This window comes from Carboxydothermus pertinax, from assembly GCF_001950255.1.
Lineage (GTDB): Bacteria > Bacillota > Z-2901 > Carboxydothermales > Carboxydothermaceae > Carboxydothermus > Carboxydothermus pertinax.
This window is the reverse complement of the sequence record NZ_BDJK01000004.1, coordinates 1-26716: the sequence shown is the minus strand read 5'-3', so window position 1 is coordinate 26716 and position 26716 is coordinate 1. Positions and strand designations below refer to the sequence as shown.

Below are 26716 nucleotides of genomic sequence, written 5' to 3'. Positions count from 1 at the left end.
AAAGAGGTGGGTTTTGCCGCCTCTTTTTCATTAGAGGGTGGTTTGAATGAGTGAACTTTTTATAAACCTGATTGAAAGGTTAAGTGTAATTATTACACTAGCCTTTTTTATTTCAAAAACCAAACTTTTTCGTAACGTTATCAAGCAGGATTTAACTTTAAGGCAAAAAATTGGCTTAATAATTGGTTTTGGCCTTTTTGGGATTATCGGGACTTATTGGGGGATACCAATTAAAGGGGCTATTGCCAACTCCCGAGTAGTAGGGCCTGCTATTGCCGGGATAATAGGAGGACCTACCATAGGTTTACTGGCAGGTTTAATTGCTGGGGTACACCGGGCCTGGTTGGGCGGCTTTACGGCGGTGGCTTGTGGTATTTCAACAACTGTTGAGGGATTAATTGCTGGAATCCTGGCTCGGCGTTTCCCGGAAAAGAGGTTTAATGTAGCTTTTGGTATTTTAACCGGTATGTCTATTGAAACGTTACAAATGATTATTATATTACTTCTAGCACGGCCCTTTGATGATGCTTTTAGTTTAGTAAAAATAATTGGCTTACCCATGATTTTGGTTAATGGTATAGGGATTGGGGTTTTTCTTTTGATTTTAGAAAGTACAGTAAAAGAAAAAGAGCATATTGGAGCCGTTTATGCGGAAAAAGCTTTAAATATTGCAAATTTAACCTTACCAATTTTAAGGGAAGGTTTAAATATGAAAACTGCTGCTGAGGTTGCCAGGATTATTTTAAATAAAACCGATGCTGATGCTGTGGCGCTTACCGATAAGAGCATAATTTTAGCCCATGTGGGTAGTGGGGAAGATCACCATTTAAGTGGTACATCAATTAAAACCACTGCTACCGCCAAAGCATTAAATAACGGGGTGCTAACGGTGGTCTTAAATAAGGAAGCTATAGGCTGCAGTAACTCCGGTTGTAAATTAGCTTCAGCGGTAATTGCTCCTTTGTTTATAAAAAATGAAGTAGTGGGGGCATTAAAACTTTATTACAACAAGCCGGATAAAATTGGCGAATTTACCATTATATTTATTGAAGGATTATCGCGTTTAATTTCCACTCAACTGGAATTATCGATGCTGGAAAGTCAGGCGAAGCTATTAGCAAGGGCTGAATTAAAGGCCCTGCAGGCCCAAATAAATCCCCATTTTTTATTTAATTCTCTAAATACGATTGTAGCTCTTTGCCGGATAAATCCCGATCAAGCCCGCGAATTAATAATAAAGCTTAGTGAATATTTCCGGCGGAATTTAAGGGAATGGGAACCTTTAATACCCTTAGCTGAGGAGCTAAAAAATGTAGAATTGTATCTTACCTTTGAAAAAGCTCGGTTTTCCAATAAGCTATTGGTGGATTTAAATATTGATGATAAAGTAAAAGAAGTTTTGGTACCTCCTTTTGCCGTGGAAACTTTAGTAGAAAATGCTGTGAAACATGGGATTTTACCGAAAAAGGGTGGATTAATTCAAATAAATGCTAAACTTCAGGATAAAAAAGCGGTTATTGAGGTAGTAGATAATGGCATCGGGCTTAGTGAAGATGCAAAAATTGGAGTTGGGCTTTCTAATCTTAAAGAACGACTAAGGAATCTTTTTCGGGAGGAAGGTCAATTTTATTTATCTTCCAAAGAAGATGGGGGAACGATTTCAAGATTAATAATTCCGCTTTTAAGTAAGGAGGCTTTAAGATGATTACAGCGGTTGTAGTGGATGATGAGCCTTTAGCCCGGCAGGAACTAAAGTACTTATTAGAGGAAACTGAAAGAGTTGAAGTTATTGGGGAAGCGGATTCGGGTGAAGAGCTTTTTGAGGTTTTAAAATATCGTCAACCGGATGTGGTTTTTTTGGATATTGAAATGTATGGGTTAAACGGTTTAGATATAGCGTTAGAGCTTTTAAAGGAGAAAGACCCGCCGTTAATTGTCTTTGCTACTGCTTATGATCAATATGCAGTAAAAGCTTTTGAGTTAAATGCTTTAGATTACCTATTAAAACCGTTTTCTGCAGAACGGGTAAAGTTGACTTTAGAAAAAATCGAAGAAAAGTTAAGAAATAAAGAAAAATACAGCCAGAAAATGTGGAATAGTCTACAAGCAATTGCCCCTTCGCAAAAGGTGTTTATCCAAACTGCCGATAAAATTTTGCCCCTTAAAAGAGAGGAGATATATTTTGTAGAAGCTCAAGGGCGTTATGCAAAAATAAGGCTAAAAAGTACTTGGATTTTCTGTAGGCATTCCCTCTCAGAATTAGAAGAAATACTTGGAGAAAAAAATTTTATAAAAGTGCACAAAAGCTTTTTGGTAAATTTTGAACAAATTAAAGAAATCATTCCGGTATTTGGAGGCGGGATTATTTTACGGATGGGGGATGAAGGAGCCAGTGAAGTGCCGGTGGGTAGGACTTTTCTAAAAAGCTTTAAAGAAAAGATTGGTTTAAACCTGTAAGACATATATTGCAAAATATCCAACAAATGTTACAATATTTCAACATTATGTTACAAAATCATTTGCTAAACAAGGGCTGCCCGGTAAAGTAGTACCAGGAATCATAATTTTTATTTAAAGGGGTGAGCTTTGTGAGTGCTTTAGAACTTATCATTGTGGCAGCCCTTATTTTAGTTTTAGCGTACCGTTTTTACGGGAGTTTTTTAGCGGCTAAAGTTTTAACTTTAGATGAAATGCGGAAAACTCCTGCAGAAAAGTACAATGACGGTAAAGATTACGTTCCAATGAACAAATGGGTTGCCTTTGGTCACCACTTTGCGGCGATTGCCGGGGCAGGTCCGCTGGTTGGCCCGGTCTTGGCTGCTCAGTTTGGTTATCTTCCAGGAACGCTGTGGATTTTAATTGGATCGGTTCTAGCTGGAGCCGTCCACGACATGGTAGTGTTATTTGCTTCCATTCGCCACGGTGGCAAAAGTTTGTCGGAAATTGCCAAAAAAGAAGTAGGCCCTGTGGCAGGAGTAGCTACGGGTATTGCGGTATTTTTCCTTATTATTTTAACCATGGCCGGCTTAGGCTTGGTTGTAGTTAATGCTTTGTTTAAAAACCCCTGGGGTGTGTTTACCATTGTAATGACTATACCCATAGCAATATTTATCGGCCTTTATATGCATAAAATACGTCCTGGAAAAATTGGTGAAGCTTCTTTAATTGGAGTTATTTTAATTCTTTTAGCGGTATTCCTTGGACCGTATGTAAAAGAGTCTTTCTTAGCTCCATACTTGACTTTATCGGATAAAACTTTGGAAATTTTGCTTCCCATTTATGGCTTTTTGGCAGCAGCTTTACCGGTATGGCTTTTATTAGCTCCCAGGGATTATTTAAGCTCTTATATGAAAATTGGTACTATTTTGGCTTTGGCGCTTGGAATAATAATTGTTAATCCCCAAATTCAAATGCCTGCCTTTACTAAATTTATTCATGGCGGCGGGCCGATCATTGGCGGAAAGGTATGGCCGTTTATTTCCATCACCATAGCTTGCGGAGCAATCTCCGGTTTCCATGCTTTGATCAGTTCTGGGACCACTCCCAAAATGATAGCTAACGAGAGAGATATTAAGATTGTTGGCTATGGGGCAATGTTAACGGAAGCTTTTGTGGCTTTAATGGCATTAATTGCTGCTACTACTTTAATGCCTGGTGATTATTTTGCCATCAACACCAAACCGGAAATTTTCCAAACTTTAAATATGCCAGTAGTCCACTTACCTGAACTTTCTAAACTGGTTGGGGAAAATGTCGCTGGACGTCCCGGGGGAGCTGTATCTTTAGCTGTCGGCATGGCCAATATTTTCTCCGGCATTCCTGGACTGCGCCACTTAATGGCTTACTGGTATCAATTTGCCATCATGTTTGAAGCTTTATTCATCCTGACTACCATTGATGCTGGTACCCGGGTGGCCAGATATATTGCTCAGGATTTGTTGGGGATGATTTATGAACCAATTAAAGAAAGCAAATCAACCGTTTTAGCTGTTGTTTTAAGCGCCTTTGTATCCTTTGCCTGGGGCTATTTGATTTATGGTGGTGATATTAAAACTATCTGGCCGGTGTTTGGTGTCGCTAACCAGACTATTGGTGTGGTAGCCCTGTCGATAGGAACTTCAATGATATTGCAAAAGAGCCAAAAACGCATTTATGCTCTAACGACCTTTTTACCGATGACCTTTCTTTTTGTGACGGTAATGGACGCTGGAATTACAAACCTTACTAAAACTTATCTCCCGCAGGGTCAAATGGTACCGGCAGTTTTAGTAGCAATAATGTTAGCTCTGGCTATTATTGTAATGATTAATTCCGTTTTCAAATGGCTCAGTATTTTAAGTAAGCCCCATCAGTCCGAAGTGGTTGTGGAAAATTAAAAAATTAGCGGTTTAGGAAAAAGCTTCTGCAGTTTACTGCAGGGGCTTTTTTCCTTCGTAAAACTTGGAGAAAATTAAGAGTAATAAAGAAAGCTTTTTATTTTAAAGAATATTGAAAAAGCCCCCTCAAGCTTAAAGCTTTTGGGGGCTTAAAATTTTTTGTTTTATTTTATTAATTCATAAATTGCGGCAGCGTAGATTTTAGTGATCTGGATTAAATGGTCAATATCAATGTATTCATCTTTTTGGTGGGCGAGTTCTTCCATCCCCGGGAATAGCGGACCAAAAGCTACCGCATTGGGAATAGCCCGGGCGTAAGTGCCTCCGCCGATGGCAATTAAACGAGCAGGTTCTCCGGTTTTTTCTTCATATACTTTTTTAAGCTTCTGCACTAGGAAATGGTCTTCGGGTACGTATAACGGAGCCATGTCGGAAATATCTTTTAAGTAAATTCCGGTTCCGGAAATTTGTTCTTCCAAAATTTTTAAGAGATCTTCTTTTTTGTAGGTAACCGGATAGCGGATATTGATTGCAGCGAATGCTCCTTTCTCGTTTAACTCTAAAACCCCGAGGTTTAAGGTAAGATTTCCGGAAACACTGTCCTTAAGATTAAGCCCAATATTTTCACCGTTATAAGTTAAACCAATTTTTGTATCTAAAAACTTTAAGAACCTAAAGAGATCATCCTGTGGAAGGGGTAAGGAAACCAAAAAATTAATAAGCCGAGTAATGGCGTTTTGACCTTTTTCGGGAAGACTTCCGTGGGCAGAAATGCCAAAGGATTTTATAGTTAAGATGTTATCTTCAATTTCTCCTTCCATCCTAAAGCCTTTTTCTTCTTTAAACTTATTAAGGCTTTCTATAACATTGGTGAGTGAAGTTTTATCCCCTTCTAAAACAGCGACAGCAAAATCGGGAACCATATTGGCTCTAAGTCCGCCCTTTAAAGTTTTTAAAGCAATACTGCCTGGATTTACCTCGGAAAATTCCCGGGCAAGTTTTAAGGTTAATATTCCTTTTTCGGCATGAATGATGGGGAATTCCGCATCCGGAGCAAAACCAAGCTGGGGAATTTCTTCATGTTCCCGGTAGTAATCCATGCAGGCCCAGCCGGATTCTTCGTTAAGTCCGTAGATGATCCGTACTCGCTTCGAGATTGGAAGGTTTAAATCTTTTATTGCTTTTAGGGCATAGAGGCAGGCAACTGCCGGGCCCTTGTTGTCTATCGTCCCCCGGCCGTAAATCCGGTTATTGACAATTACACCACCGTAAGGGTCGTAACTCCAGCCGTCGCCTTCTGGAACCACATCCAAGTGGACCAGAATACCGACCAGTTCATTGCCCTGGCCGTACTCAGCATATCCAGCATATCCATCTACATTTTTGGTGGCAAATCCCATTTTCGCTGAATCGTCAAGTGCCTTTAAAAGAGCTTCATTTACCCCTTCTCCAAAAGGCATTCCCGGCTTTTTTTTCCCTTCCACGCTTTTAATTTTAATCCACTCTTGGGTGGTGCGGACAATATCCTCCTTCAGGTTTTCAATGTAGCTGTCCAGGTTCATTTTATGCCCTCCTTTAATGGAATTTTATTTTTGTATACAATCATATCTTAACTTTTTTGGTGCCTTTTTAAAAGAGATTTTGTTAAGATATAAGATATAAAAATAAAAAATGGAGGCAGATAATGACAGCTGTATTAAATCAAGTTTTGGTTTTTGGAGTTTTTTTACTTTTAGGATTTATCCTTAAAAAGAAGGGGTTTTTTAATGAAATTACGGATAAAGCTTTTGGTGATTTGGTTGTTTTTATTACCCTACCGAGCCTTATTATTTCTGCTATGCAGTTTCCTTTTAGTAAAAAGCTTCTTTTGGAAAGTTTAATTCTTTTAGCTATTTCTTTTTCCTACTACTTATTAGTTACTATTTTTGCCGAGGTGGTGGTAAAGTATTTCCGCCTTTCCCGGGGGACTGCCGGGGTCTATAAATTTATAATTATTTTTTCCAATGTAGGTTTTATGGGTTATCCCCTTTTACATGCAATTTACGGTGAAATCGGTGTTTTCCAGGCAGCCATTTATAACATTGGCTTCCAGGTTTTTAACTGGACGGTGGGTATTGCTTTATTAAAAGGAGAGAGCATTAAATCTATATTTAGTTGGGAACAGGTAAAAATGATGTTTGTAAATCCAGGAATTATAGCGGTGGCAATTGGGCTTTCTTTATTTTCCTTTTCTATAAAGTTACCACCCTTTTTAGCAGAGGCTTTAAAAGAGATTGGAGCAATTACAATGCCTTTATCAATGATTTTGGTGGGGTCAATTTTAGGAGAGTTGCCGGCCAGGGAAATTTTTAGCGATTTTAAACTTTGGGTGTTAGGTATTATTAGATTAATAATACTGCCTGCTTTAACTTTTGTAATTTTGTTTTTCCTTGGTATTAGAGGAGTTTTACTTGCGATTCCAGTAATCCTTGCTGCAATGCCGGCGGCGGCCAATACTGCTATTTTTGCCAATAAATACGGTGGCGATGCGGTGAAAGGAGCTCAGGGAGTCTTTATTTCAACGGTTTTATCCCTTATTACTCTTTTGGGATGGATATATCTTTTAAGTTACTTTAAGATAATTTAACCCCTTGGATTAATTCCTAAAATGAAGCTGCGTTAATATAAAGGAGGAGTTGAAATGAAATTTTATACAAGCTGTACCTTAAACTGCTACGACTCCTGTCGGGTGGAAGTAACGGTAGAGGGAGGGATGGTAGTAAAAGCTTCTGGAGACAAAAACCATCCCTTAACCCGGGGCTTTGTCTGCTCGAAATTTAAGAAAGTAATTGAGCGAACTTATTCTCCGGACAGGCTAACTTTGCCGCTTTTAAAGGAAAAGGGCGTCTTTAAAAAAATATCTTGGAATAAAGCTTTTGAAATTTTGACGGAAAAAATTGGGGAGCTGTATGCCAGAGGGGAAACCCTTTCAGTATTACATTTGTTTGACTATGGTTCTGGCGGCTATTTAAAGCGGTTAGATGAGCGGTTTTTTAATTGTCTTGGGGGGGTGACCCAGCCTTCCGGTAGCCTTTGCTGGGGAAACGGTTATGAAGCGATGATTCGGGATTTTGGGGCACCGTCTTTGGTGGAATATCAGGATTTATTAGAAAGTAAGGCAATCATCCTCTGGGGGCGCGACCCCATCACTACAAACATTCACCTGGTACCTTTTTTAAAAGAAGCTAAAGCGGTGGGGGCCAAGATTATTGCTATAAACCCTATTAAGATTAAGGGAGAGTTTATAGATAGACATATTTCTATTCGCCCCGGGACTGACGGCCTGTTAGCTCTAGGACTGGCGCGGATCTTAGTTAGTGAAGGGTTTTATGCTAAAGAGTTTGTTTTAGAAAAGGTCAATAATTTCGAGGAATTTAAAAAGCTTTTCTCGGAAATTACAGTGGAGAAAGTTTTAAAAGAAACCGGGATAAGTGAAGACGATTTAGCTTATCTCGCAAAACTTTTTGCTTTTAAAAAGCCCATTGCCGTGTTATATGGCTATGGACTTCAGCGCTACCAAAACGGCGGTAACACCGTGCGGGCGATAAATGCCCTTTTAGCGATTACCGGCAATGTGGGGGTTAAAGGCGGTGGACCTAACTATGCCCATCCTCTCTGGAAACCTTATTTTGGTAGCATTGTAAAGGCTGAAGAAAAAGTGAGGAAGAGGTACTTTCCCTGGCCGGTAATGGCCAATTCGATTCTTGCGGCAGAACCACCTATCAAGCTTATTTTTGTAACCCGCTCCAATCCCTTGAACCAGGCGCCGGATACCATGAGGATGAAAGAGGCCTTTTATAATGTTCCCTTTAAAGTTACCGTAGACTTTTTCTTATCTGATACCGCTTATGCTTCGGACTTGATAATCCCTGCTACCTCGGTCTTTGAGGAAGAGGATATTGTATTTAGCTCCTGGCATTATTATTTAAGCTACTTGCCCAAAATAGTTACTCCGCCCAATGGTATGCTTACGGAAGTGGAGTTTTGGAACGAATTAGCAAGGAAAATCGGTCTTAAAAACTTTGAACCAAAAACAGCCCGGGAATTTATCATAGAAGCTTTAGAACCGCTAAAACCCTTGGGGATTACCTTTGAGATTTTAAGAGAAAAAGGTTATGTTCGCCATCCCCTGGCGCCGTTTACTTTCAGTGACGGCAAGTTTTTAACCCCTTCCGGAAAAATTGAGTTAATGGCCGGGAAAGGACCTGGGCTTTATCAGGCTTACGATTCGCTAACCGCCAAGAAATTTCCTTACCGGCTTTTAACGGTTCACCCTAAAGATTATTTACATTCGCAATTTCATAACCTGGAATCGGCGGAGTGGGGAACAAAGCCGCGGGTGGTTATTCATCCTTCTACCGCTGCCCGCCATAATCTTGATAATCTGGCAGAAGTGCGGGTAAAGACCGTTACCGGCGAAATTACCGGTTTGGTAAAAGTGTCCGACCGGGTGCGGCCGGATACGGTGGTGATTGAAGAGGGGAGCTGGGGAATAGACGGTGGCGGGGTAAATGTTTTAACACCCCAGGTCCGTCCGGATATGGGGGATGGGGTGCCTTTTTATGACGTGCTGTGCAATATTGAAGCGGTGGAGTAAAAATTTATTTACGTTAAAATTAATTATTTTATTATTATTAAAATGAATGGTGAGGAAGTTTATGCAAATTCCTATAAGTCTTTATGATTATTATGAAGAATATAAAGAGAAATATAAAAGTAAATCTCAATTAGTAAGAGTCATTTCTGAAAGTTGGTTTAAAGATAATATGTATTGTCCTTTTTGTTCAAATGAAAAAATAAAAAGGTATGATAACAATCACCCTGTTGCTGATTTTTTTTGTAACGATTGTGGCGAAGAATTTCAATTAAAATCCAAGAAAAAAAGACTAGGAAATATTGTTGTAGATGGTGAATATAACAAAATGATTCAAGCCATATATTCCTGTTCAGTTCCTAATTTTTTCTTTATGAGTTATAGTCCAATGTTTGATTATATTAATGATTTAATTATTGTACCCAAAGAATTTATTCTTCCCGGAATTATAAAAAAGCGAAGACCATTATCTCAAAGGGCCAGGAGAAGAGGGTGGACTGGTTGTAATATTAGTTTGAAAGATATTCCTTATTCTGGGAAAATATATTTAATAAAAGATAAAAATGTGATTCCTGCAAATCATGTACGAATGAATATCCAAAAAATTAGTTATTACAGAAAAATTAAAAATGTTGACAAAAGGGGATGGTTAGCTGACATATTAAATATACTAATTAAAATCAATAAAGAAGTTTTTACCTTAAAAGATGTTTATGCTTATATTCCTTATTTAAAAGTTTTACATCCTCAAAATAATAATATTGAAGCTAAGATTAGGCAACAATTACAAATACTAAGAAACAACAACGTAATTGAGTTTTTAGGAAAGGGGGTTTACCGGAAACTGTGAAAATATTTTTGTAAACGATGAGTGGTATATTTTTCAACCAGTTTCTGAAGATTAAAATAAAAGCCTTGCATATTTCCTAAAATAGGGTATAAAATATAATTAAAATTTTGGTTTTTTGGGGGTATAAAATTGGGTCTTACCAAACGCAAGGAACAGTTTTTAGCCAAATTAAAAGAGCTTTACGATAAGCTAAAATTTCCGGTATCGTACCAAATTTTAGCGGAAGAGATGAAGGTTAGCCGCTGGACCGCGTACGATATGTTAAGGGCTTTAGAGAAGGAAGGACTGGTAATCAGGGAGTATCTTTTGGAAAAGGGGAAGTCTGCTCCGGGACGCTCAGCGGTGGGCTTTATTCCCAAAATAAAACAAAAAATGGTACCTAAAGATATAGAAGAGGAGCTTTTAAGAAAGATTCGCGAAGTTAAAACCAAGAGCCTTTCCGGTGTTTTAAAGAAAATGAAGGAAGAGCTGGCTTCAGAAAATACTCCTTTTGTCTACTGTTCCACTTTTTTGGCATATTTAACGGTGGTGCTTCATAAAATAAATATTAAAGGACTTGCCCGGTTTCCACAAATCTGGCCGCAAAAATCGATTGAGTTTCAGCTTCGGCAATTGCCCGGATTTATTTTGGGTCTTTTACACTTGAACGAATTTGGACAAAAGGAGCTCGGTAAGTTAAAAAAGAGCCTTGGCAAGTTTACTGTCTGTACTGAAGACCTTGCTTTAGAAGAAGCGAAAGCTTTGCTTTCACTGCTAGAATCTTTTCACCGGGAGGTGAGAACCTAAAATTTTTTTCACGGAAATTTTGGATTTTTGGGTATAAAAATTAATTTTGGAGGTGGGGTTATGGCGTTAAAGGCTAACATTGAGTTTGCCAAGAAGTATGTTGCAGAAAAGCTTTTAGGTGAGCTTCTTAAATACTTAGAGAAAGATCCGGAAAAAAATGTCTTAAATATTTTAAAACTTTTACACAAAATTGCCCGGGAAGAAAACCATAAAGCGTATATAAGCTATCTCATTGAAAGTTACGAAAAATACCCTGCGGTAAAAGAACAATTTCGCCGCTTTTTTGCTGAAACAAATCCCGATATCTTAACTAAACTTGCATATAATACTATTATTAATGGGGTATTATTTGGGATCCCTAAACAAAAACAGTATAAAGCCCAAACTGGGATTCATGTTCCTTTTACCCTACTGGTGGATCCTACCAGCCGCTGCAACTTAGGCTGTACCGGATGCTGGGCTGGAAAATACCAAAAAGGACCGGAACTTTCCTTTGAGCGGTTGGATCGATTATTTAATGAAGCCAAAGAGCTGGGAATTTACTTTATTGTCTTATCCGGTGGCGAACCTTTAATGTACGAGCGCCTCTTTGAACTCTTTGAAAAACATAACGATATGGCGTTTATGGCCTATACCAACGGAACTTTAATTGACGAAGCGATGGCCGATAAAATTGCCAAAGTGGGTAATTTCTCACCTGCTATCAGTATTGAAGGGTTTACCGAGCGGACCGATGCCCGGCGGGGCAAAGGGGTATTTGCCAAGATTACCCGGGCTATGGATAGTCTTCGCGAACGGGGAGTATATTTTGGGGCTTCGGTAACTGTAACCAGGGAAAATTACCTGGAGCTTACATCCGATGAGTTTATCGATTTCCTGGTGGAAAAAGGGGTCAAGTATATCTGGTCTTTCCATTATGTACCGGTAGGTAAAAATCCCGATACTTCCTTGATGTTAACGCCCGAAGAGCGACTTTATTTAGCCCAGAGAATCCCGATTTTGCGGATTACCAAACCAATCATGATTGCCGACTTCTGGAATGACGGCCATATTACCCATGGTTGTATTGCCGGAGGAAGAAGCTACTTCCATATTAATGCCAGGGGAGAGGTTGAGCCTTGCGCTTTTGTCCATTTTGCAGTAGATAATATTAATGAAAAACCGTTAAAAGAAGTATTGAAAAATCCTTTGTTTACTGCTTACCAGAAACGTCAGCCCTTCTCGGAAAATTACTTTGCTCCCTGTCCAATTATTGATGTCCCTCAGGCCTTAAGAGATATAGTTGCCGAAAGTAATGCTCACCCAACCCACGAAGGAGCAGACGAAGTTTTAGCGGGGGTGACTGCGGAATTTTTAGACAAACGGGCAGCAGAATGGGACAAGGTGTCCCGGGTACTTAATGAATATAAAAAAGAAAGAATTGCCCAGATGAAAATGTAAAGCCTTCTGCATTAAGCGGAAGGCTTTACTCTTTTAGACAAATCCGCACCTTTAAATCATCCTTTCAAAAAATTTATTTTTATTATAGCTTAATTTATAGGGGAAAAGTGTCGAAATAAAAAATATTTACATATGGTAAAATATTTTTTACAATTTATCTAATAAAAAATCATGGAGGAAGTTTATGGCATCATTTGTGGCCTCACTTTTAACCGGTCTTGCCACCGGCTTTGGGGCTTTTTTACTACTTTTTAAAAAAGAGTTTCCTAAAAGTACGATAGGCTTACTTTTAGGCTTTGCTGCCGGAATTATGCTTGCTGCATCTTTTTTTAGTCTTTTATTGCCAGCCTTAGAGACTGGAGGAATTTTTTTAACAGCTGTAGGCTTTTTAGCCGGCGCTTTATTTGTTTATTTTTTAGATCGGCTAATTCCTCATTTTCATCCGGCTTTTGGGTCAGAGGGGCCAAAGAGCGACTTAAGTAAAATATGGTTATTTATTTTGGCAATCACCATTCATAACTTTCCGGAAGGGATGGCAGTTGGTGTTGGCTTTTTAGAAAAGGATATCACTAAAGCATTGAGCTTAGCTTTAGGAATTGGTCTTCAAAACATTCCCGAAGGACTATCGGTGGCGGTGAGTTTAATCGGTTTTTCCCTTTCTACCTGGAAAATAATTGGGATTACTTTTTTAACCGGTCTTGCTGAACCCATAGGGGGGATAATAGGGGCTTTTTTAGGTAGTCTTTCGGGAAGCATTTTACCTTTTGCTTTAAGTTTTGCAGCCGGAGCGATGATTTATGTAATCTCCGATGAAATAATTCCGGAAACCCACGAAAAAGGTGGAGAAGGACGGGCAACTTTTGGAGTTATAACCGGTTTTTTATTAATGATGATTTTTGATGCAATTAAGTTTTAAAGATATTTTTAGCTAAAAGCAAAGGAGAGTAGCGAGTGCTAAAGATGGAGAACCTGGAATCAATTTATTGCAATGTTATTGAAAAAATGCAAAATGCTTTTGCTTACCACAAACTAATCGTTGATGAAAATAACGAACCAGTAGACTATATATTTTTAGCCGTCAATAAAGCTTTTGAGGAGCTTACCGGTTTAAAGAGGGATAAAATTATTGGTAAAAGAGTAACAGAAGTAATAAGGGGAATAGATCAAGCTAAATTTAATTGGATCAAGTTTTACGGAAAGGTGGCTTTAAATGGTGGTGAAGAGCAGTTTGAACAGTATTTTGAGATCTGGGATAGGTGGTATTCGGTGGATGTTTACAGTCCGGAAAAAGGATATTTTGTAACGATTTTTACTGATATTACTAATATCAAAGAAAGGGAATCAATATTAAAACAAACCACCGAGAATTTGGAAGAAATAGTAATACTTAAAGATTTAAAAACAAAAAAAGCGGTGTATGTGAATTCGGCTTTTGAAAGAATTTACGGAATTACAGTAGATGAATTAATAAAAAATCCCAACCGCTGGTATGAAATAGTTTATCCTGAGGATTTAGCAAAAGTTAAAAAATATGTAACTGCCGAAAATGCTTTAAAAAAAATAGAGAAATACGGAGTTTTTACTGCGAACTTTCGGATAATAGACAAAAAGGGTAAAGTAAGATGGATTTTTACTAAATATCTTCCGATAAGAAACGATGAGGGAGAGATTTACCGCTTAGTTGGGATTGAGCAAGATGTTACTCGCTTAAAATTATTTGAGGAAAAATTAAAAAGAGAAAAGAAAAAAGCAGAAAGGTTAGCTAAATATGACTTTTTAACTGGAATTTATAATAGAAGATCTTTTTTTGAAAGGGTTAAAATTGAGATGGCCCGCAGTAAAAGATATCAGGAAAAAGTGGCCATTATAATAACCGATATTGATAATTTTAAGAAAATTAACGATACTTACGGACATAAAGCGGGAGATGAGGTTTTAAAGGATTTTGCTAAAATTTTAAGAAGAATGTGCCGGGAGTATGACTTTGTTGCGAGATTTGGGGGAGAAGAGTTTGTATTATTTTTAAATAATGTGGAAGAGGAGAATGCAGTGAAAATAGCGGAAAGAATCCGCAATAAAATTGAAAAACATAGTTTTTATTTAAGCGAAAAAAATATTGAGATTAAGCTTACCGCAAGCTTTGGTGTAGCTTATTTAAAATCTGAAGATGAATATAATGTGGATGAGGTTCTCCAAAGAGCAGATAAAGCCCTTTACCTTGCCAAAAAAAGCGGCAAGAATAAGGTTGAATGTTTATAAAGTTTTAGCAGAAAAACGATTAAAAAAGTAAAGGTGGGCGTTTCCTTGAAAAAAAATAAGTTTTGGCTTATGGTAATGCTCCTTTCCTTAGTGTTAATCATAATTACTCTACCCCAGGAGCAAAAATTAGGCCATGCCTTAAAGCTTGTTTATCTTCATGGAGGACTTTCCCTGGTAGCCTATCTCTGGTATGGACTTACCGCTATCTTAGCTTTAGGATTTTTGGTTACCAGGCAAAAAAATCTCCTTTTAAAGGGAAGGAAGTTTTTAGTTGTATCTTTTTGGCTGATGCTTTTAGCGACCATTACCGGGGCAATAACGATGAAAATCACCTGGGGAGCGGTATACTTTAAGGAACCACGCTTTTTTGTCATGGTTTCCATGTTAATTTTTACCGGGATTGCGTATTTTGCTGAAAAGCTTTATCAAAATTCTCTTATTTCAAGCGTTTTTTACATGTTGCCAGGTATTGGCGGCTTTACCTTAAGGTTGTTTTCAAAGAGAATTGTTCACCCCCAAAATCCTATTGGGGAAAGCAATAGCTTTACTTTAAAGTTTTGGTTTTTACTGGTACTTTTAAATCTTTTAGCGTTATCGTTTTATTTTACCCAAAGGGAATTAAGGCTTATTGACAATAAAAAATAATAAGCATAAAATGTTAAAAAGAAACGCTGTGCACGGGACTTTTAAACCAAGAGCTTCAGACAGGGAGGAAAAGCCGCGATTGAGAGCTTTTCTCTGAATGCCGGTTTAAGGGAACACCCGGAAGGCGGCCTGGCTGAAGTGCAGTAGGTCAGGACGTAGGGGCTACGTTACAGCCAAGAGCGGAAGGTTTTTACCTTCAAGCAGGGTGGTACCGCGGGTAATCCCGTCCCTGGGTATTCCAGGCGACGGGTTTTTTGTTATCTGTTGTTTCTTAAAAAATTCAAATCATTTCCAATCTCAACTTCTAACCTCAAATCTCTAAAAAAGGAGGTATACAGTATGCTTACCCAAAAGCCAAAAGGCACCAATGACCTTTTTCCACCGGAAGTTTATTTGTGGGAAGAGGTTGAAAGAAAATTTCGGGAAGTTTGCCGGCGGTTTGGTTATCAGGAAATTCGCACCCCAATCTTTGAGCACACCGAGCTTTTTGAGCGGGGGGTAGGCGAGACTACCGACATTGTGGAAAAGGAAATGTATACTTTTTTAGATAAAGCTGGGCGATCAATAACCCTGAGACCTGAAGGAACGGCAGCGGTAATTCGCGCCTATGTTGAGGCCAAAAAATATGCCGAGCCCGGGCCTGCCAAGTATTTCTATATTGGGCCGATGTTTCGGTATGATAAGCCCCAGGCGGGAAGGCTTCGGCAATTTCACCAGCTCGGAGTTGAAATTTTAGGCAGCGATGAACCGATGGTAGATGCGGAAGTAATTTTAATGGCGGTAGAATTTTACAGGAGAATTGGCCTTACCGATGTAGAACTTCGCTTAAACAGTGTTGGCTGTCCTATTTGCCGAAAAAGCTTAAGAGAAAAACTTATTGCTTATTTTGGGAAAAGAAAAGATGAACTTTGTGAGTTGTGTAAAGGAAGGTTAGAGCGAAATCCTCTAAGAATTTTAGACTGCAAAAACGAGTCTTGTCAAAATATCGCTAAAGATGCACCTACTCCTTTATCGGAGCTTTGTCCTGATTGCCGGGAGCATTTTTCCGCAGTTAAAAAATATCTTGACTTAGCCCAGGTAAAATATGTAATTGATCCCTTTTTAGTCCGAGGTCTTGACTATTATACCAAGACAGCCTTTGAGTTTGTGGTGCCGGACATTGGAGCTCAAAGCTCTATTGGCGGTGGAGGACGTTATAACGGCTTAATTCGCGAAATTGGCGGGCCGGATCAGCCGGGAATAGGCTTTGCTTTGGGAGAGGAAAGAACTATTTTAGCTTTAAAAGGAAAAAGTGAAGAGATTTCCGTTCCAGTTCCGGACCTTTTTGTTTGTCTTTTGGGAGAGGAAGCCCGGGAATACGGATTTCCTTTAATCAATGAATTAAGACGGCTAAAACTCTGGATCGAGGTGGATTATCAAGGGAAAAGCTTAAAAGCTCAGTTAAAGGCGGCAAACCGCCTTAAAGCCAAAGCGGCTTTAATTATTGGCGAAGAGGAGTTAAAATCCGGTAAGTTTATATTGCGGGATTTAGATACGGGAAATCAGGTGGAGCTTTCCCGGGAGGAACTTATAGAAAAGTACGTTAAAGAAAGGGGAAAGGATAATGCTTAAAAGAAGCCATTACTGTGGAGATTTACGTAAAGATCATGCCGGCAAAAAGGTTATCTTAAATGGTTGGGTCCAGAGAAGACGCGATCACGGCGGCCTTATCTTTGTAGATTTAAGAGACCGTTCGGGTATAGTACAGGTGGTATTTTCGCCAGAAGTAGAGATGAAGGCTTTTAAAATTGCCGAAGCGATTAGAAATGAATTTGTTCTAGCTGTTGAAGGGATTGTGCGCCTTCGCCCGGAAGGTACGGAAAATCCTAACCTTTTAACGGGAGAGGTAGAAGTTTATGCAAGTCATGTTGAAGTGCTAAATAAAGCTAAAACCCCGCCTTTTTACATTGAAGACGGAATTGAGGTAGATGAACAGGTGCGGCTTCGCTACCGTTATTTAGATTTACGGCGGCCTGAGATGCAACTGGCCCTGGGGCTACGGCATAAAGCGGCGAAAGCGGTGCGCGACTTTTTAGATCGGCACGGTTTCTGGGAAATTGAGACGCCGATGCTAACTAAAAGTACCCCGGAGGGGGCCCGGGACTTCCTGGTACCAAGCCGCCTGAACCCTGGAAAATTCTATGCTTTACCCCAATCGCCGCAAATCTTTAAACAAATCCTCATGGTTTCCGGGGTGGAGAAGTATTTTCAGATTGTCCGCTGCTTTAGGGATGAAGATTTACGAGCCGACCGGCAGCCGGAGTTTACCCAGATTGATATTGAAATGTCGTTCATTGATCGGGAAGATATAATGAGCCTAATGGAAGAAATGATAGCCTATATATTTAAAGAAACCATAGGAGTAGAAGTTAAAACACCTTTTAGGCGGATACCCTACCAGGAAGCAATGCTAAAATACGGCTCCGATAAACCGGATTTACGGTTTGGTCTGGAAATTACCGATGTTACTGAACTGGTGAAAGATGTGGAGTTTAAAGTGTTTCAAACGGTGGCGAAGTCCGGGGGAGTAATTCGCGGTTTAAATGCTAAAGGTTGTGCGGGATTTAGCCGCAAAGACCTGGAAGATCTTACGAAATTTGTTGGCAACTTTGGAGCTAAAGGTCTTGCGTATTTAATTTTAACACCTGAAGAAGTAAAGTCGCCAATTGCAAAATTCTTTAAAGAAGAAGAATTAAGAGCAGTGATTAATGTTTTGCAGGGTGAACCCGGTGATATTTTATTCTTTGTGGCGGATAAACCGGAAGTGGCTGCTCAAGCTTTGGGGAACTTACGACTCCATCTTGCTGAAAGACTTGGGCTAATTCCCAAAAATGAGTTTAACTTCCTCTGGGTTATAGACTTTCCGCTTTTAGAATATGATAATGAAGAGAAAAGGTTTGTAGCGATGCACCATCCTTTTACGGCGCCCATGGATGAAGATTTACCCTTAATGGAGGAAAATCCGGAACAAGTTAGGGCCAAAGCTTACGACATGGTTCTAAACGGAGTGGAAATTGGTGGTGGTAGCATTCGTATACACCGCCGGGATATCCAGGAAAAAATGTTTAAGTTAATAGGGCTTTCCGAAGAAGAAGCCCGGGAAAAATTTGGCTTTATGTTAGAAGCTTTTGAATACGGTACACCTCCTCATGGCGGTATTGCTTTTGGTTTTGACCGGCTGGTAATGCTGATGGCGGGAAGAGACTCCATCCGGGATGTGATAGCTTTTCCCAAAACTCAGAGTGCTACAGACTTAATGGTAGGGGCGCCAAATGTTGTCGAACGCCGTCAGCTTAAGGAACTGCATATAAAAGTTGATATTCCGGCTAAACAACAATAAAAATCCAGAAATTAGAACCTTGAGAGGTATGTTGATTTATGCTATGATTTAAGCAAGAAAACGCTCCCTGCTTTGTGCGTGATCCACCGGGAAGTTCGTATCCAACACGCGAACATAGGGAGTCCGGACTCTGATTGTGGCGTGCACGCCCCTATAGGGGAAGCCAAAAGCAATCAGGAGGACACCCACCTGGTAGAGAAGGGGTTCGTAACTTCGTGGATTACGGCAAAGCGGGGTTTTCTTCTGTTAAAAACTAGTGAGGTGTGGTTATGCACCGTTTTTCGCGGACGAAAATTATTATTGGCAGTGAAGGGCTAGAAGTACTACATAATAGTCGGGTGATGGTTTTTGGACTGGGTGGAGTTGGCTCACCGGCGGTGGAAGCTTTAGCCCGGACCGGAGTTGGCTCTTTGGTTTTAGTGGATTTTGACAGGATAAGTGTTACCAATATCAATCGTCAGCTGCCAGCTTTAGATACTACGGTGGGAATGTTCAAAGCAGAAGTTTTAGCTAAAAGGATTCAAGAAATTAATCCAAAAGCAGAAGTAGTTGTAGTAACGGAGAAAATTACTCCCGTAAATGCCCGGGAGTTTTTAGATTATGAGCCGGATTACGTAATTGAGGCCATTGACACGTTAAAAAATAAAATTGCTTTAATATCCCTTTTATACCGTGAAGGGGTACCTTTTATATCTGTAATGGGAGCTGGGAACCGGCTCGATCCTACAAAGTTTAAAGTTGCTGATATCTCCCAAACCCATACCTGTCCTTTAGCCCGGCGGGTTCGTCAGGGTCTTAAAAAAGAGGGAATTTATAATGGTGTAAAAGTAGTGTTTTCCGAAGAACTGCCGCTTAGGGAAAGAAGTACTAGCGATGAACCGTTGCCGGCGGGAAAAAAGCATATCCCTGGGAGTATTATGTTTGTTACGGCTACTGCCGGGTTAATTGCCGCTGGAGAAGCGGTAAAAGACCTCTTACGGACTAATAAGATTTTGTAATATATAACACAATGTTTCTTTAATTGACAATTAAAGAATAGCGGGAGTATAATTTATAGGTGGGGTTTATAGAAACCGGGGGGAAAGGAGCGGTTTTAATGGGAATTATAACCTTAACTGATGAAAACTTTGAAACGGAAGCATTAAAAAGGGAAGGGCTTATGATTGTAGACTTCTGGGCAGAGTGGTGTGGTCCCTGCCGGATGATAGCGCCAGTTTTAGAGGAAATTGCCCAGGAATATGAAGGAAAATTAACGGTGGGTAAACTTGATGTTGATAGCAACCCGGAAGTGCCAAGACGTTACGGGATAATGAGTATTCCGACTCTTCTTTTTATTAAAAATGGGGAAGAGGTGGGACGGTCAGTTGGGTTTAAACATAAAAACGAACTGATGAAATTAATAATTAAAAATCTATAAATTTTTACTTTTTTTACTTTAAATGCGCTTTAGCCCTAAAGCGCATTTTTTATTATCTAGGTTTATAATAAGATTAACTCTGAAAAACAAAAATATTGCTGTTAAAAAGGGTGAGGGAAGTGGATTTATGGGATATGGCTAATAATAAAAGGACTCGTGAGGTTCCTTTAGCTTTTAGAATGCGTCCCCGAAATTTAGATGAATTTATAGGGCAGGAGCATATTTTGGGAGAAGGTAAGATATTAAGACGAGCGATTTTGAGTGACCGGCTTGGGTCTTTAATTTTTTATGGTCCTCCAGGTACGGGAAAAACAACTTTAGCTAGGATTATTGCCAATACTACAAAAAGTGGTTTTGAAAGCATCAATGCGGTTACCTCGGGAGTGGCGGAAATTCGGGAAGTAATAAGAAAAGCTAAAGAGCGGGAAAAATATTATGGCGAAAGGACTGTTTTATTTATAGATGAGATTCACCGTTTTAATAAGGCGCAGCAAGATGCGTTATTGCCCGAAGTGGAAGCTGGAACGTTGGTATTAATTGGAGCTACTACGGAAAATCCTTATTTTGAAGTAAATGCGCCCCTTCTCTCCCGCTCACGGATTTTTGAATTCAAACCCTTAAGCGAGAAAAATATCAAAGAAATCGTTAAAAGAGCGCTTACCGATAAAGAGCGGGGCCTTGGGGAATATAATGTTGAGTTAGCAGAAGATGCCCTTTCCCACCTTGTTACCATGGCAGCCGGGGACGCTCGGGCAGCTTTAAATGGCTTAGAGCTTGCTGTCTTAACTACACCTCCTGATGACAATGGGGTACGTCGGATTACCGTAGAAATAATTGAGCAGTCGATGCAGAAAAAAGCGCTTGTTTACGATAAAGAGGGGGATAACCATTATGACACGATCTCGGCGTTTATAAAAAGTATCCGTGGTTCTGACCCTGATGCAGCGGTATATTATTTGGCTCGCATGCTTGAAGCCGGGGAGGATCCCCGCTTTGTTGCTCGCCGATTAATAGTACATGCTGCCGAAGATATTGGCCTTGCTGATCCTATGGCTTTAAATGTTGCGGTTTCTGCTTTTCATGCTTTGGAGTTTGTAGGCATGCCCGAAGCAAGACTGCCTTTAGCCGAAGCAACTTTATATCTAGCCTGTGCTCCTAAATCCAATGCGGTAATCAAAGCTATTGATAACGCTTTAGCTACAGTGAGAAAAGGGGGAAATGGACCAATTCCCCAGCATTTAAGAGATGCTCATTATGCTGGAGCGAAAGAGCTTGGAAGGGGAAAATATTATAAGTATCCCCATGATTACCCGGGGCACTTTGTGGTTGAAGAGTATTTACCGGAAAATTTAAAGGGACAGCGATTTTATGAACCTTCCGAGGAAGGGGCGGAAAACCAAATTAAAAAAAGGCTAAGGGAATTGTGGGGAAAAGTAAAAAACTTTACTAAATAAATCGGAATTCTTGACATATAATTTAGATAGTGCTATGATGATTTTGAAAGCAAAGTAATTTACTCGGAATTGGTGGTGAACCATGAAACTTTCAACCCGAGGGCATTATGGTTTAAAAGCCATGTATGACCTGGCCCTTCATTATGGGGAGGGACCAGTACCTATTTCGGAAATTGCCCAGCGCCAGATGATTTCGGAGCCCTATTTAGAACAGCTTTTTTCAGCCTTACGTAAAGCCGGACTTATAAAAAGTGTCCGGGGGGCTCAGGGAGGGTATTTACTAAACCGGTTACCTGAAGAGATTACCGTCGGCGAAATTGTCCGGGTCTTAGAAGGTCCGATAGCTCCTGTAGAATGTGTGCTGGAGAATGTCAAAGAAGCCTGTGACCAGGCTGATGCTTGTATCTCCCGCATAGTCTGGTCCAAAGTAAGAGATGCTTTAAATGAGGTGATGGATTCCATTACCTTACGAGATATGGTGGAAGAAGCAAACCGAAATCAAAGCCAAAATTTAATGTATTATATCTAGAATGGTTAGGAGGATGTGATATGGAACGGATATACCTGGATCACGGGGCAACAACCCCCTTATCCCGGGAAGTTTTAGAAGAGATGATGCCGTATTTAACGGAGAAGTACGGTAACCCTTCCAGTATTCATTCCTTTGGCCGCGAAGCTAAAAAAGCTATTGAAGACGCCCGGGAAAAAGTAGCAAAGGCTATTAACGCCGACCCGGGGGAAATAGTATTTACCGGAGGGGGTACCGAAGCCGATAATTTAGCGATAAAAGGCATTGCCCGGGGATATAGACATAAAGGAAATCATATTATTACCTCAGCAGTTGAGCACCATGCCGTATTAGATGCTTGCCTTTCCTTGCAAAAAGAAGGCTTTGAAGTAACAGTTTTGCCGGTTGATGAGTATGGCATGGTGTCGGTAGATGATGTGAAAAATGCTATTACCGATAAAACTATTTTAATTACTATTATGCATGCCAATAATGAAGTGGGTACAATTCAACCGATTGCTGAAATTGGGGCAATAGCCAAGGAGAGGGGAGTTTACTTCCATACTGATGCTGTGCAAACGGTAGGGAAGATTCCGGTAGATGTAAAAGAGTTGAAAGTTGACTTGTTATCGTTATCGGCCCACAAAATCTATGGTCCTAAAGGGGTTGGCGCCCTTTATGTAAGAAAAGGGCTTAAACTGGAGCCCCTTACTAATGGTGGCGGCCAGGAAAGAAAACGCCGGCCCGGAACTGAAAACGTGGCTGGGATTGTGGGATTAGGAAAAGCTATTGAGCTTGCCGTTGCTGAAATGTCGGTGGAAGCTGAACGGCTTATTAAACTTCGAGATAAACTAATTAAAGGGGTCTTAGAAAAGATTCCTTACGTAAAACTAAATGGACATCCAACTTTAAGGCTTCCCCACAATGCTAATTTTAGCGTTGAATTTGTTGAAGGTGAATCAATGCTTTTAATGCTTGATATGAAAGGGATTGCAGCTTCTAGCGGTTCTGCCTGTACTTCCGGTTCTCTGGACCCGTCCCACGTTTTACTGGCGATGGGCATACCTCACGAAGTAGCTCATGGTTCATTGAGGCTTACTTTAGGAAAGTCAAATACCGAACAACAGGTGGATTATGTCCTGGAGGTTCTTCCAGGAATTGTTGAAAGATTGCGGGAAATGTCTCCGCTTTATAATCAAAAAGTTTTGGGGGGAGAGTAAAAATGTATACGGAAAAAGTTATGGATCATTTTACCAATCCACGGAATGTGGGGGAAATTCCTGATGCTGATGGGGTCGGGGAAGTAGGCAATCCTTCCTGCGGCGATATCATGCGGATTTACATTAAAGTAGATGGAGATAAAATCACCGACGTAAAGTTTAAAACCTTTGGCTGCGGTGCCGCAATTGCTACTAGCTCCATGGTTACCGAAATGGTTAAAGGAAAAACCATTGAAGAAGCCATGAAAATTACCAACAAAGCTGTTGCCGAGGCTTTAGATGGTCTACCACCGCAAAAAATGCACTGTTCAAACTTAGCAGCCGATGCTTTAAAGGTCGCTATTGAAGATTATTTCAAGAAAAAAGGGCAAAAATAAGAAAGCGGTACATAGCCGCTTTCTTTTGTTAGGAAGGAGTGAAAAATTATTAAAAGAAAAAAAGTGCTGGTGGCCATGAGCGGGGGTGTTGATAGCTCTGTTACCGCTGCCTTATTATTGGAACAAGGGTATGAAGTAGTGGGAGTAACCATGCAAATCTGGGACCCCAAAGTGGAAGTCGTTGGGGAAGATTATGTAGGCTGCTGTTCCCTTTATGCGGTAAATGATGCCCGACGAGTAGCCGACCGTTTAGGTATTCCCTACTATGTTTTAAATTTCCGACAACTATTTGAACGGAAGGTTATTGATTATTTTACCGAAGAATATATGCGTGGGCGCACTCCCAATCCCTGTATTGCCTGCAACCGTTATGTTAAATTTGATGCTTTATTAAACAAAGCAATTAATCTTGGCATGGATTATATGGCCACCGGCCATTATGCCAGGGTGGTTTATAAAGACGATACTGGTAAATACGGCCTATTTCGGGGTGTTGATCGAAAAAAAGACCAAACCTATGTTTTGTATAACCTCACCCAGGAGATTTTAAACCGCCTGCTACTCCCTTTAGGAGATTACACTAAAGAAGAGGTCCGGATGCTTGCCCGGAAATATAATTTAGTTACTGCTGATAAGCCGGAAAGCCAGGAAATATGCTTTGTACCCGATGATAATTACCGCAAATTTTTAAAAGAGCGCCGGGGAGAAGAGATTAAGCCTGGAAATTTTGTCGATGTTAAGGGTAATATTTTAGGGCGTCATCAGGGCTACCCCTTTTATACTATAGGCCAGCGCAAAGGTTTAGGTGTGGCTTTAGGTAAACCGTACTATGTAGTGGAAATAAGGCCTGAAACCAATGAAGTAGTTTTGGGGGAAGCTGCGGAAATACTTAACCAGGAACTAATTGCTACGGATTTAAATTTTCTCTGGTTTGATGAAATTCCAGAACAGTTTGAGGCTGAGGCTCAAATTCGGTATAATGCTAAACCTCAGCCGGCGGTGGTCAAACGAATTAACAAAGACAAAGTAAAAGTAATATTTGCCAAACCCCAGCGGGCTATTACCCCAGGGCAAGCGGTAGTATTTTACCGAGGTGATGAACTTTTAGGTGGTGGAACAATTGAAAAAAGTTTATGACGGGTAAGGGGTGACTTGCCCGTTTTTTTTCTTTTGTAAAAGGCTTTTAAATGCTATAATAAAGAAGAATTTAAAAGTAAGTAGAGGGGCAAATTATGGAGCTTGAGCGTATTGTTCTGGTGGTTTTTTTAACCCTTATTATCCACTTAGTAGATACTTTATCTTTAGCGGCAAGAATTTCTGGGGTTAAAACGAAAAAGCTGGCCCTTGCCGGTTCGGTCTTTAACATTATTGTTTTAATCTCCAGAACTTCAAATATGATCCAAGCGCCGCTTTTAGGGAGTATTGTGGAGATTGCCCTTAAAAAGCATGATTTGGCGGGATTGGCAGCAGTTTTTCGCTGGGTACTTTTAGGGGCAACCGGTGGGACCCTTCTGGGGGCCTTTTTAATTCCCACTTTTATTAATTACTTTGTTATTGCTTTAAATAAACTGGATGAAGTAGGCTCAGTTCCGAAACTAATTATTGTTACCCTTCGTCAGCGAAAAACTCAGGTTATTAAAGAAAATATTCGAGGAGTTCCTTTAAATTCAGTAAAAAACCTAGCCCGGGAGCAAATGCCGTATAAAATTTTGTTGTTAAATTTATTAATTACCGGAATATATACTACAGGTGTTTTATCAGCAATGTATGCCGGAGTTTTAAATCCCGAATTCCGCTTAACTGCTAGCCAGCTTTCCGGAATAATAAATGGTTTTGCAACGATTGTCCTCGTTTTATTAGTTGACCCTTATTCGGCCATGGTGACCGATAGGGTTTTAAGTGGAGCCCTGCCAATGGCTTCATTAAACCGGCTGGTTTTAGCGCTTTTGGTGAGTAAATTTTTCGGTACGTTATTAAGTCAGGTTATATTAATACCGGCGGCACGGGTTATCCTTTATTTTACTCGTTTAATTATCTAGGTTTTTTGGTGTTTAACATAAAATTAACAAAGGACTAACATCTAACTAATTATAAAAAGGTAAGATAATGTTGATACTATATGCAGCATTGGAGGATACAGGATGCCGTCGGACGTTAAGATTGTAGTTCGGGATTTGAATTTATTTTATGGGAACTTCCATGCGCTAAAAAATATTAACATAGATATTGGTAAAAATGAGGTTACGGCTTTAATTGGACCTTCTGGTTGTGGAAAGTCGACTTTTTTGCGAACTTTAAACCGAATGAATGACTTAATTCCAGGAGTCAGGATCGATGGTTCGGTTATCTTCGACGGTGTTGATATCTATAAAGATAATTTTGATGTAGTAGAGTTAAGAAAAAGAGTTGGTATGGTTTTTCAATCGCCAAACCCTTTTCCCAAATCAGTGTATGAAAATGTAGCCTATGCCCCTAAAATTCATGGGCTTAAAGACAAAAGAAAGCTTGATGAGATAGTGGAAAAGAGTTTGCGGGGAGCGGCCCTTTGGGATGAGGTAAAAGATCGCCTTTATAAACCCGCCACTGGTTTATCCGGGGGGCAGCAGCAAAGGCTGTGCATTGCCCGGGCGTTGGCTATAGAACCTGAGGTGCTCCTAATGGATGAGCCTACATCAGCTCTTGATCCCATTTCAACGATGAGAATTGAAGAACTTATCCAGGAATTAAAGAAAAAATATACTATAGTAATAGTGACCCACAATATGCAGCAAGCGGCAAGGGTTTCTGATAAAACTGCCTTTTTCTTAAACGGTGAACTTATTGAAGTGGATAAAACTGAAATCATTTTCACCAAACCCCGGGATCAACGTACGGAAGATTATATCACCGGCCGGTTTGGTTAAGGGAAGTATTGACGTCGGTAAAAATATTACTTTACCGGCGTTTTTTTATGGGTCGTACGTTTTTACCAGAAATTAGCCCTTGAAGAAAGGGAAAAGGATTTGGTATATTAATAAAGCGTCCCGTAGGCGGCGGAAACAACTAGAAGCAAAAAAGGTCAAAAAAACCGCTTGACAAGGGAGCACGAGATGTGATAAATTAAGAATCGTCGCTGACGGCGAATGCCGTCGAAAGTAAGCGGTACCTTGGCAAAGAAATAACGGCAAGCGGACCGTACTCGAGAAGGGGTACGGAAGCAAAAAATAAGGAGAAGCTTGGATTAACCTTTCATAGGACCGAGCCTACGGAAGTAGGTTTAGATAACGGGGTTCCCAAAAAATCGTAAGATTTTTTGGGGGGATATAAATGGAGGGTTTGATCCTGGCTCAGGACGAACGCTGGCGGCGTGCCTAACACATGCAAGTCGAGCGG

Annotated in this window: 23 protein-coding genes, 1 rRNA gene and 1 other RNA gene; 24 read left to right on the top strand and 1 reads right to left on the bottom strand. The window is 40.1% G+C overall.

Annotated features, from left to right (window positions below; all coding sequences use genetic code 11):
• Positions 1-46 precede the first annotated feature (46 nt).
• From cpu_RS01275 to cpu_RS01265, 3 genes are all read left to right on the top strand, one after another.
• Positions 47-1705: a sensor histidine kinase gene (locus cpu_RS01275; protein WP_075858185.1), complete on the top strand. Its 1659-nt coding sequence runs from the start codon at positions 47-49 to the stop codon at positions 1703-1705.
• Entirely contained in the window at positions 1702-2457 is a 756-nt protein-coding gene (locus cpu_RS01270; RefSeq protein WP_075858184.1) for a LytR/AlgR family response regulator transcription factor, read from the top strand. Before cpu_RS01275 ends, cpu_RS01270 begins: the two co-directional genes overlap by 4 nt.
• Positions 2458-2588: 131 nt before the next feature.
• On the top strand, positions 2589-4376 hold the full coding sequence (locus cpu_RS01265; RefSeq protein ID WP_075858183.1) for a carbon starvation CstA family protein: 1788 nt from the start codon (positions 2589-2591) through the stop codon (positions 4374-4376).
• A gap of 164 nt (positions 4377-4540) precedes the next feature.
• Here the strand turns inward: cpu_RS01265 and pepV are convergent, their stop codons facing one another.
• A complete protein-coding gene (gene pepV, locus cpu_RS01260) occupies positions 4541-5938 on the bottom strand; it encodes a dipeptidase PepV (protein WP_075858182.1) in 1398 nt (465 codons plus the stop codon).
• Positions 5939-6060: 122 nt separating this feature from the next.
• On the opposite strand from pepV, the gene cpu_RS01255 reads away from it, so the two are divergent.
• The 21 genes from cpu_RS01255 to cpu_RS01155 all read left to right on the top strand — a co-directional run.
• Positions 6061-7002: an AEC family transporter gene (locus cpu_RS01255; protein ID WP_075858181.1), complete on the top strand. Its 942-nt coding sequence runs from the start codon at positions 6061-6063 to the stop codon at positions 7000-7002.
• A 54-nt stretch (positions 7003-7056) separates the two neighbouring features.
• Positions 7057-9012: a molybdopterin-containing oxidoreductase family protein gene (locus tag cpu_RS01250; protein ID WP_075858180.1), complete on the top strand. Its 1956-nt coding sequence runs from the start codon at positions 7057-7059 to the stop codon at positions 9010-9012.
• Positions 9013-9073: 61 nt separating this feature from the next.
• On the top strand, positions 9074-9859 hold the full coding sequence (locus cpu_RS01245; protein WP_159433959.1) for a DpnI domain-containing protein: 786 nt from the start codon (positions 9074-9076) through the stop codon (positions 9857-9859).
• A 129-nt stretch (positions 9860-9988) separates the two neighbouring features.
• The gene (locus tag cpu_RS01240; protein WP_075858179.1) at positions 9989-10645 is read left to right on the top strand and encodes a helix-turn-helix domain-containing protein; all 657 of its coding nucleotides are present in this window, start codon (positions 9989-9991) and stop codon (positions 10643-10645) included.
• Positions 10646-10705: 60 nt separating this feature from the next.
• Positions 10706-12085, top strand: coding sequence for a radical SAM/SPASM domain-containing protein (locus tag cpu_RS01235; protein ID WP_075858178.1), 1380 nt, complete (start codon positions 10706-10708; stop codon positions 12083-12085).
• 184 nt (positions 12086-12269) lie between these two features.
• Positions 12270-13001, top strand: a complete 732-nt coding sequence (locus tag cpu_RS01230) for a ZIP family metal transporter (RefSeq protein ID WP_075858177.1) — start codon at positions 12270-12272, stop codon at positions 12999-13001.
• Positions 13002-13045: 44 nt separating this feature from the next.
• Positions 13046-14344 carry a diguanylate cyclase gene (locus cpu_RS01225; RefSeq protein ID WP_234970163.1) on the top strand — a complete coding sequence of 433 codons (1299 nt, stop codon included), beginning with the start codon at positions 13046-13048 and terminating at the stop codon, positions 14342-14344.
• A 45-nt stretch (positions 14345-14389) separates the two neighbouring features.
• A complete protein-coding gene (locus cpu_RS01220; protein WP_075858175.1) occupies positions 14390-14989 on the top strand; it encodes a hypothetical protein in 600 nt (199 codons plus the stop codon).
• Positions 14990-15328: 339 nt separating this feature from the next.
• Complete coding sequence (hisS, locus tag cpu_RS01215; RefSeq protein WP_075858174.1) at positions 15329-16600, top strand: histidine--tRNA ligase; 1272 nt, start codon at positions 15329-15331, stop codon at positions 16598-16600.
• A complete protein-coding gene (gene aspS, locus cpu_RS01210; protein ID WP_075858173.1) occupies positions 16593-18368 on the top strand; it encodes an aspartate--tRNA ligase in 1776 nt (591 codons plus the stop codon). The genes hisS and aspS overlap by 8 nt, the downstream gene beginning before the upstream one ends.
• 61 nt (positions 18369-18429) lie before the next feature.
• Positions 18430-18609, top strand: a non-coding RNA gene (ssrS, locus tag cpu_RS01205) — 6S RNA.
• A gap of 28 nt (positions 18610-18637) precedes the next feature.
• Positions 18638-19366 carry a tRNA threonylcarbamoyladenosine dehydratase gene (locus cpu_RS01200; protein WP_075858172.1) on the top strand — a complete coding sequence of 243 codons (729 nt, stop codon included), beginning with the start codon at positions 18638-18640 and terminating at the stop codon, positions 19364-19366.
• 98 nt (positions 19367-19464) lie between these two features.
• Entirely contained in the window at positions 19465-19785 is a 321-nt protein-coding gene (trxA, locus tag cpu_RS01195; RefSeq protein ID WP_075858198.1) for a thioredoxin, read from the top strand.
• Between the two features lie 119 nt (positions 19786-19904).
• Positions 19905-21239: an AAA family ATPase gene (locus tag cpu_RS01190; RefSeq protein ID WP_075858171.1), complete on the top strand. Its 1335-nt coding sequence runs from the start codon at positions 19905-19907 to the stop codon at positions 21237-21239.
• Positions 21240-21321: 82 nt separating this feature from the next.
• On the top strand, positions 21322-21768 hold the full coding sequence (locus cpu_RS01185) for an RrF2 family transcriptional regulator (protein ID WP_075858170.1): 447 nt from the start codon (positions 21322-21324) through the stop codon (positions 21766-21768).
• A gap of 20 nt (positions 21769-21788) precedes the next feature.
• Positions 21789-22967 (top strand): cysteine desulfurase NifS, encoded by a 1179-nt coding sequence (gene nifS, locus cpu_RS01180; protein ID WP_075858169.1) that lies wholly within the window; start codon positions 21789-21791, stop codon positions 22965-22967.
• Positions 22968-22969: 2 nt separating this feature from the next.
• Positions 22970-23344 carry a Fe-S cluster assembly scaffold protein NifU gene (gene nifU, locus cpu_RS01175; protein WP_075858168.1) on the top strand — a complete coding sequence of 125 codons (375 nt, stop codon included), beginning with the start codon at positions 22970-22972 and terminating at the stop codon, positions 23342-23344.
• 45 nt (positions 23345-23389) lie between these two features.
• Entirely contained in the window at positions 23390-24481 is a 1092-nt protein-coding gene (gene mnmA, locus cpu_RS01170; protein ID WP_088775878.1) for a tRNA 2-thiouridine(34) synthase MnmA, read from the top strand.
• Between the two features lie 95 nt (positions 24482-24576).
• Entirely contained in the window at positions 24577-25383 is an 807-nt protein-coding gene (locus cpu_RS01165; RefSeq protein ID WP_077177100.1) for a lipid II flippase Amj family protein, read from the top strand.
• Between the two features lie 102 nt (positions 25384-25485).
• Positions 25486-26247 carry a phosphate ABC transporter ATP-binding protein PstB gene (gene pstB, locus cpu_RS01160; RefSeq protein ID WP_075858165.1) on the top strand — a complete coding sequence of 254 codons (762 nt, stop codon included), beginning with the start codon at positions 25486-25488 and terminating at the stop codon, positions 26245-26247.
• A 400-nt stretch (positions 26248-26647) separates the two neighbouring features.
• A 16S ribosomal RNA gene (locus cpu_RS01155) occupies positions 26648-26716 on the top strand; the annotation flags it as partial.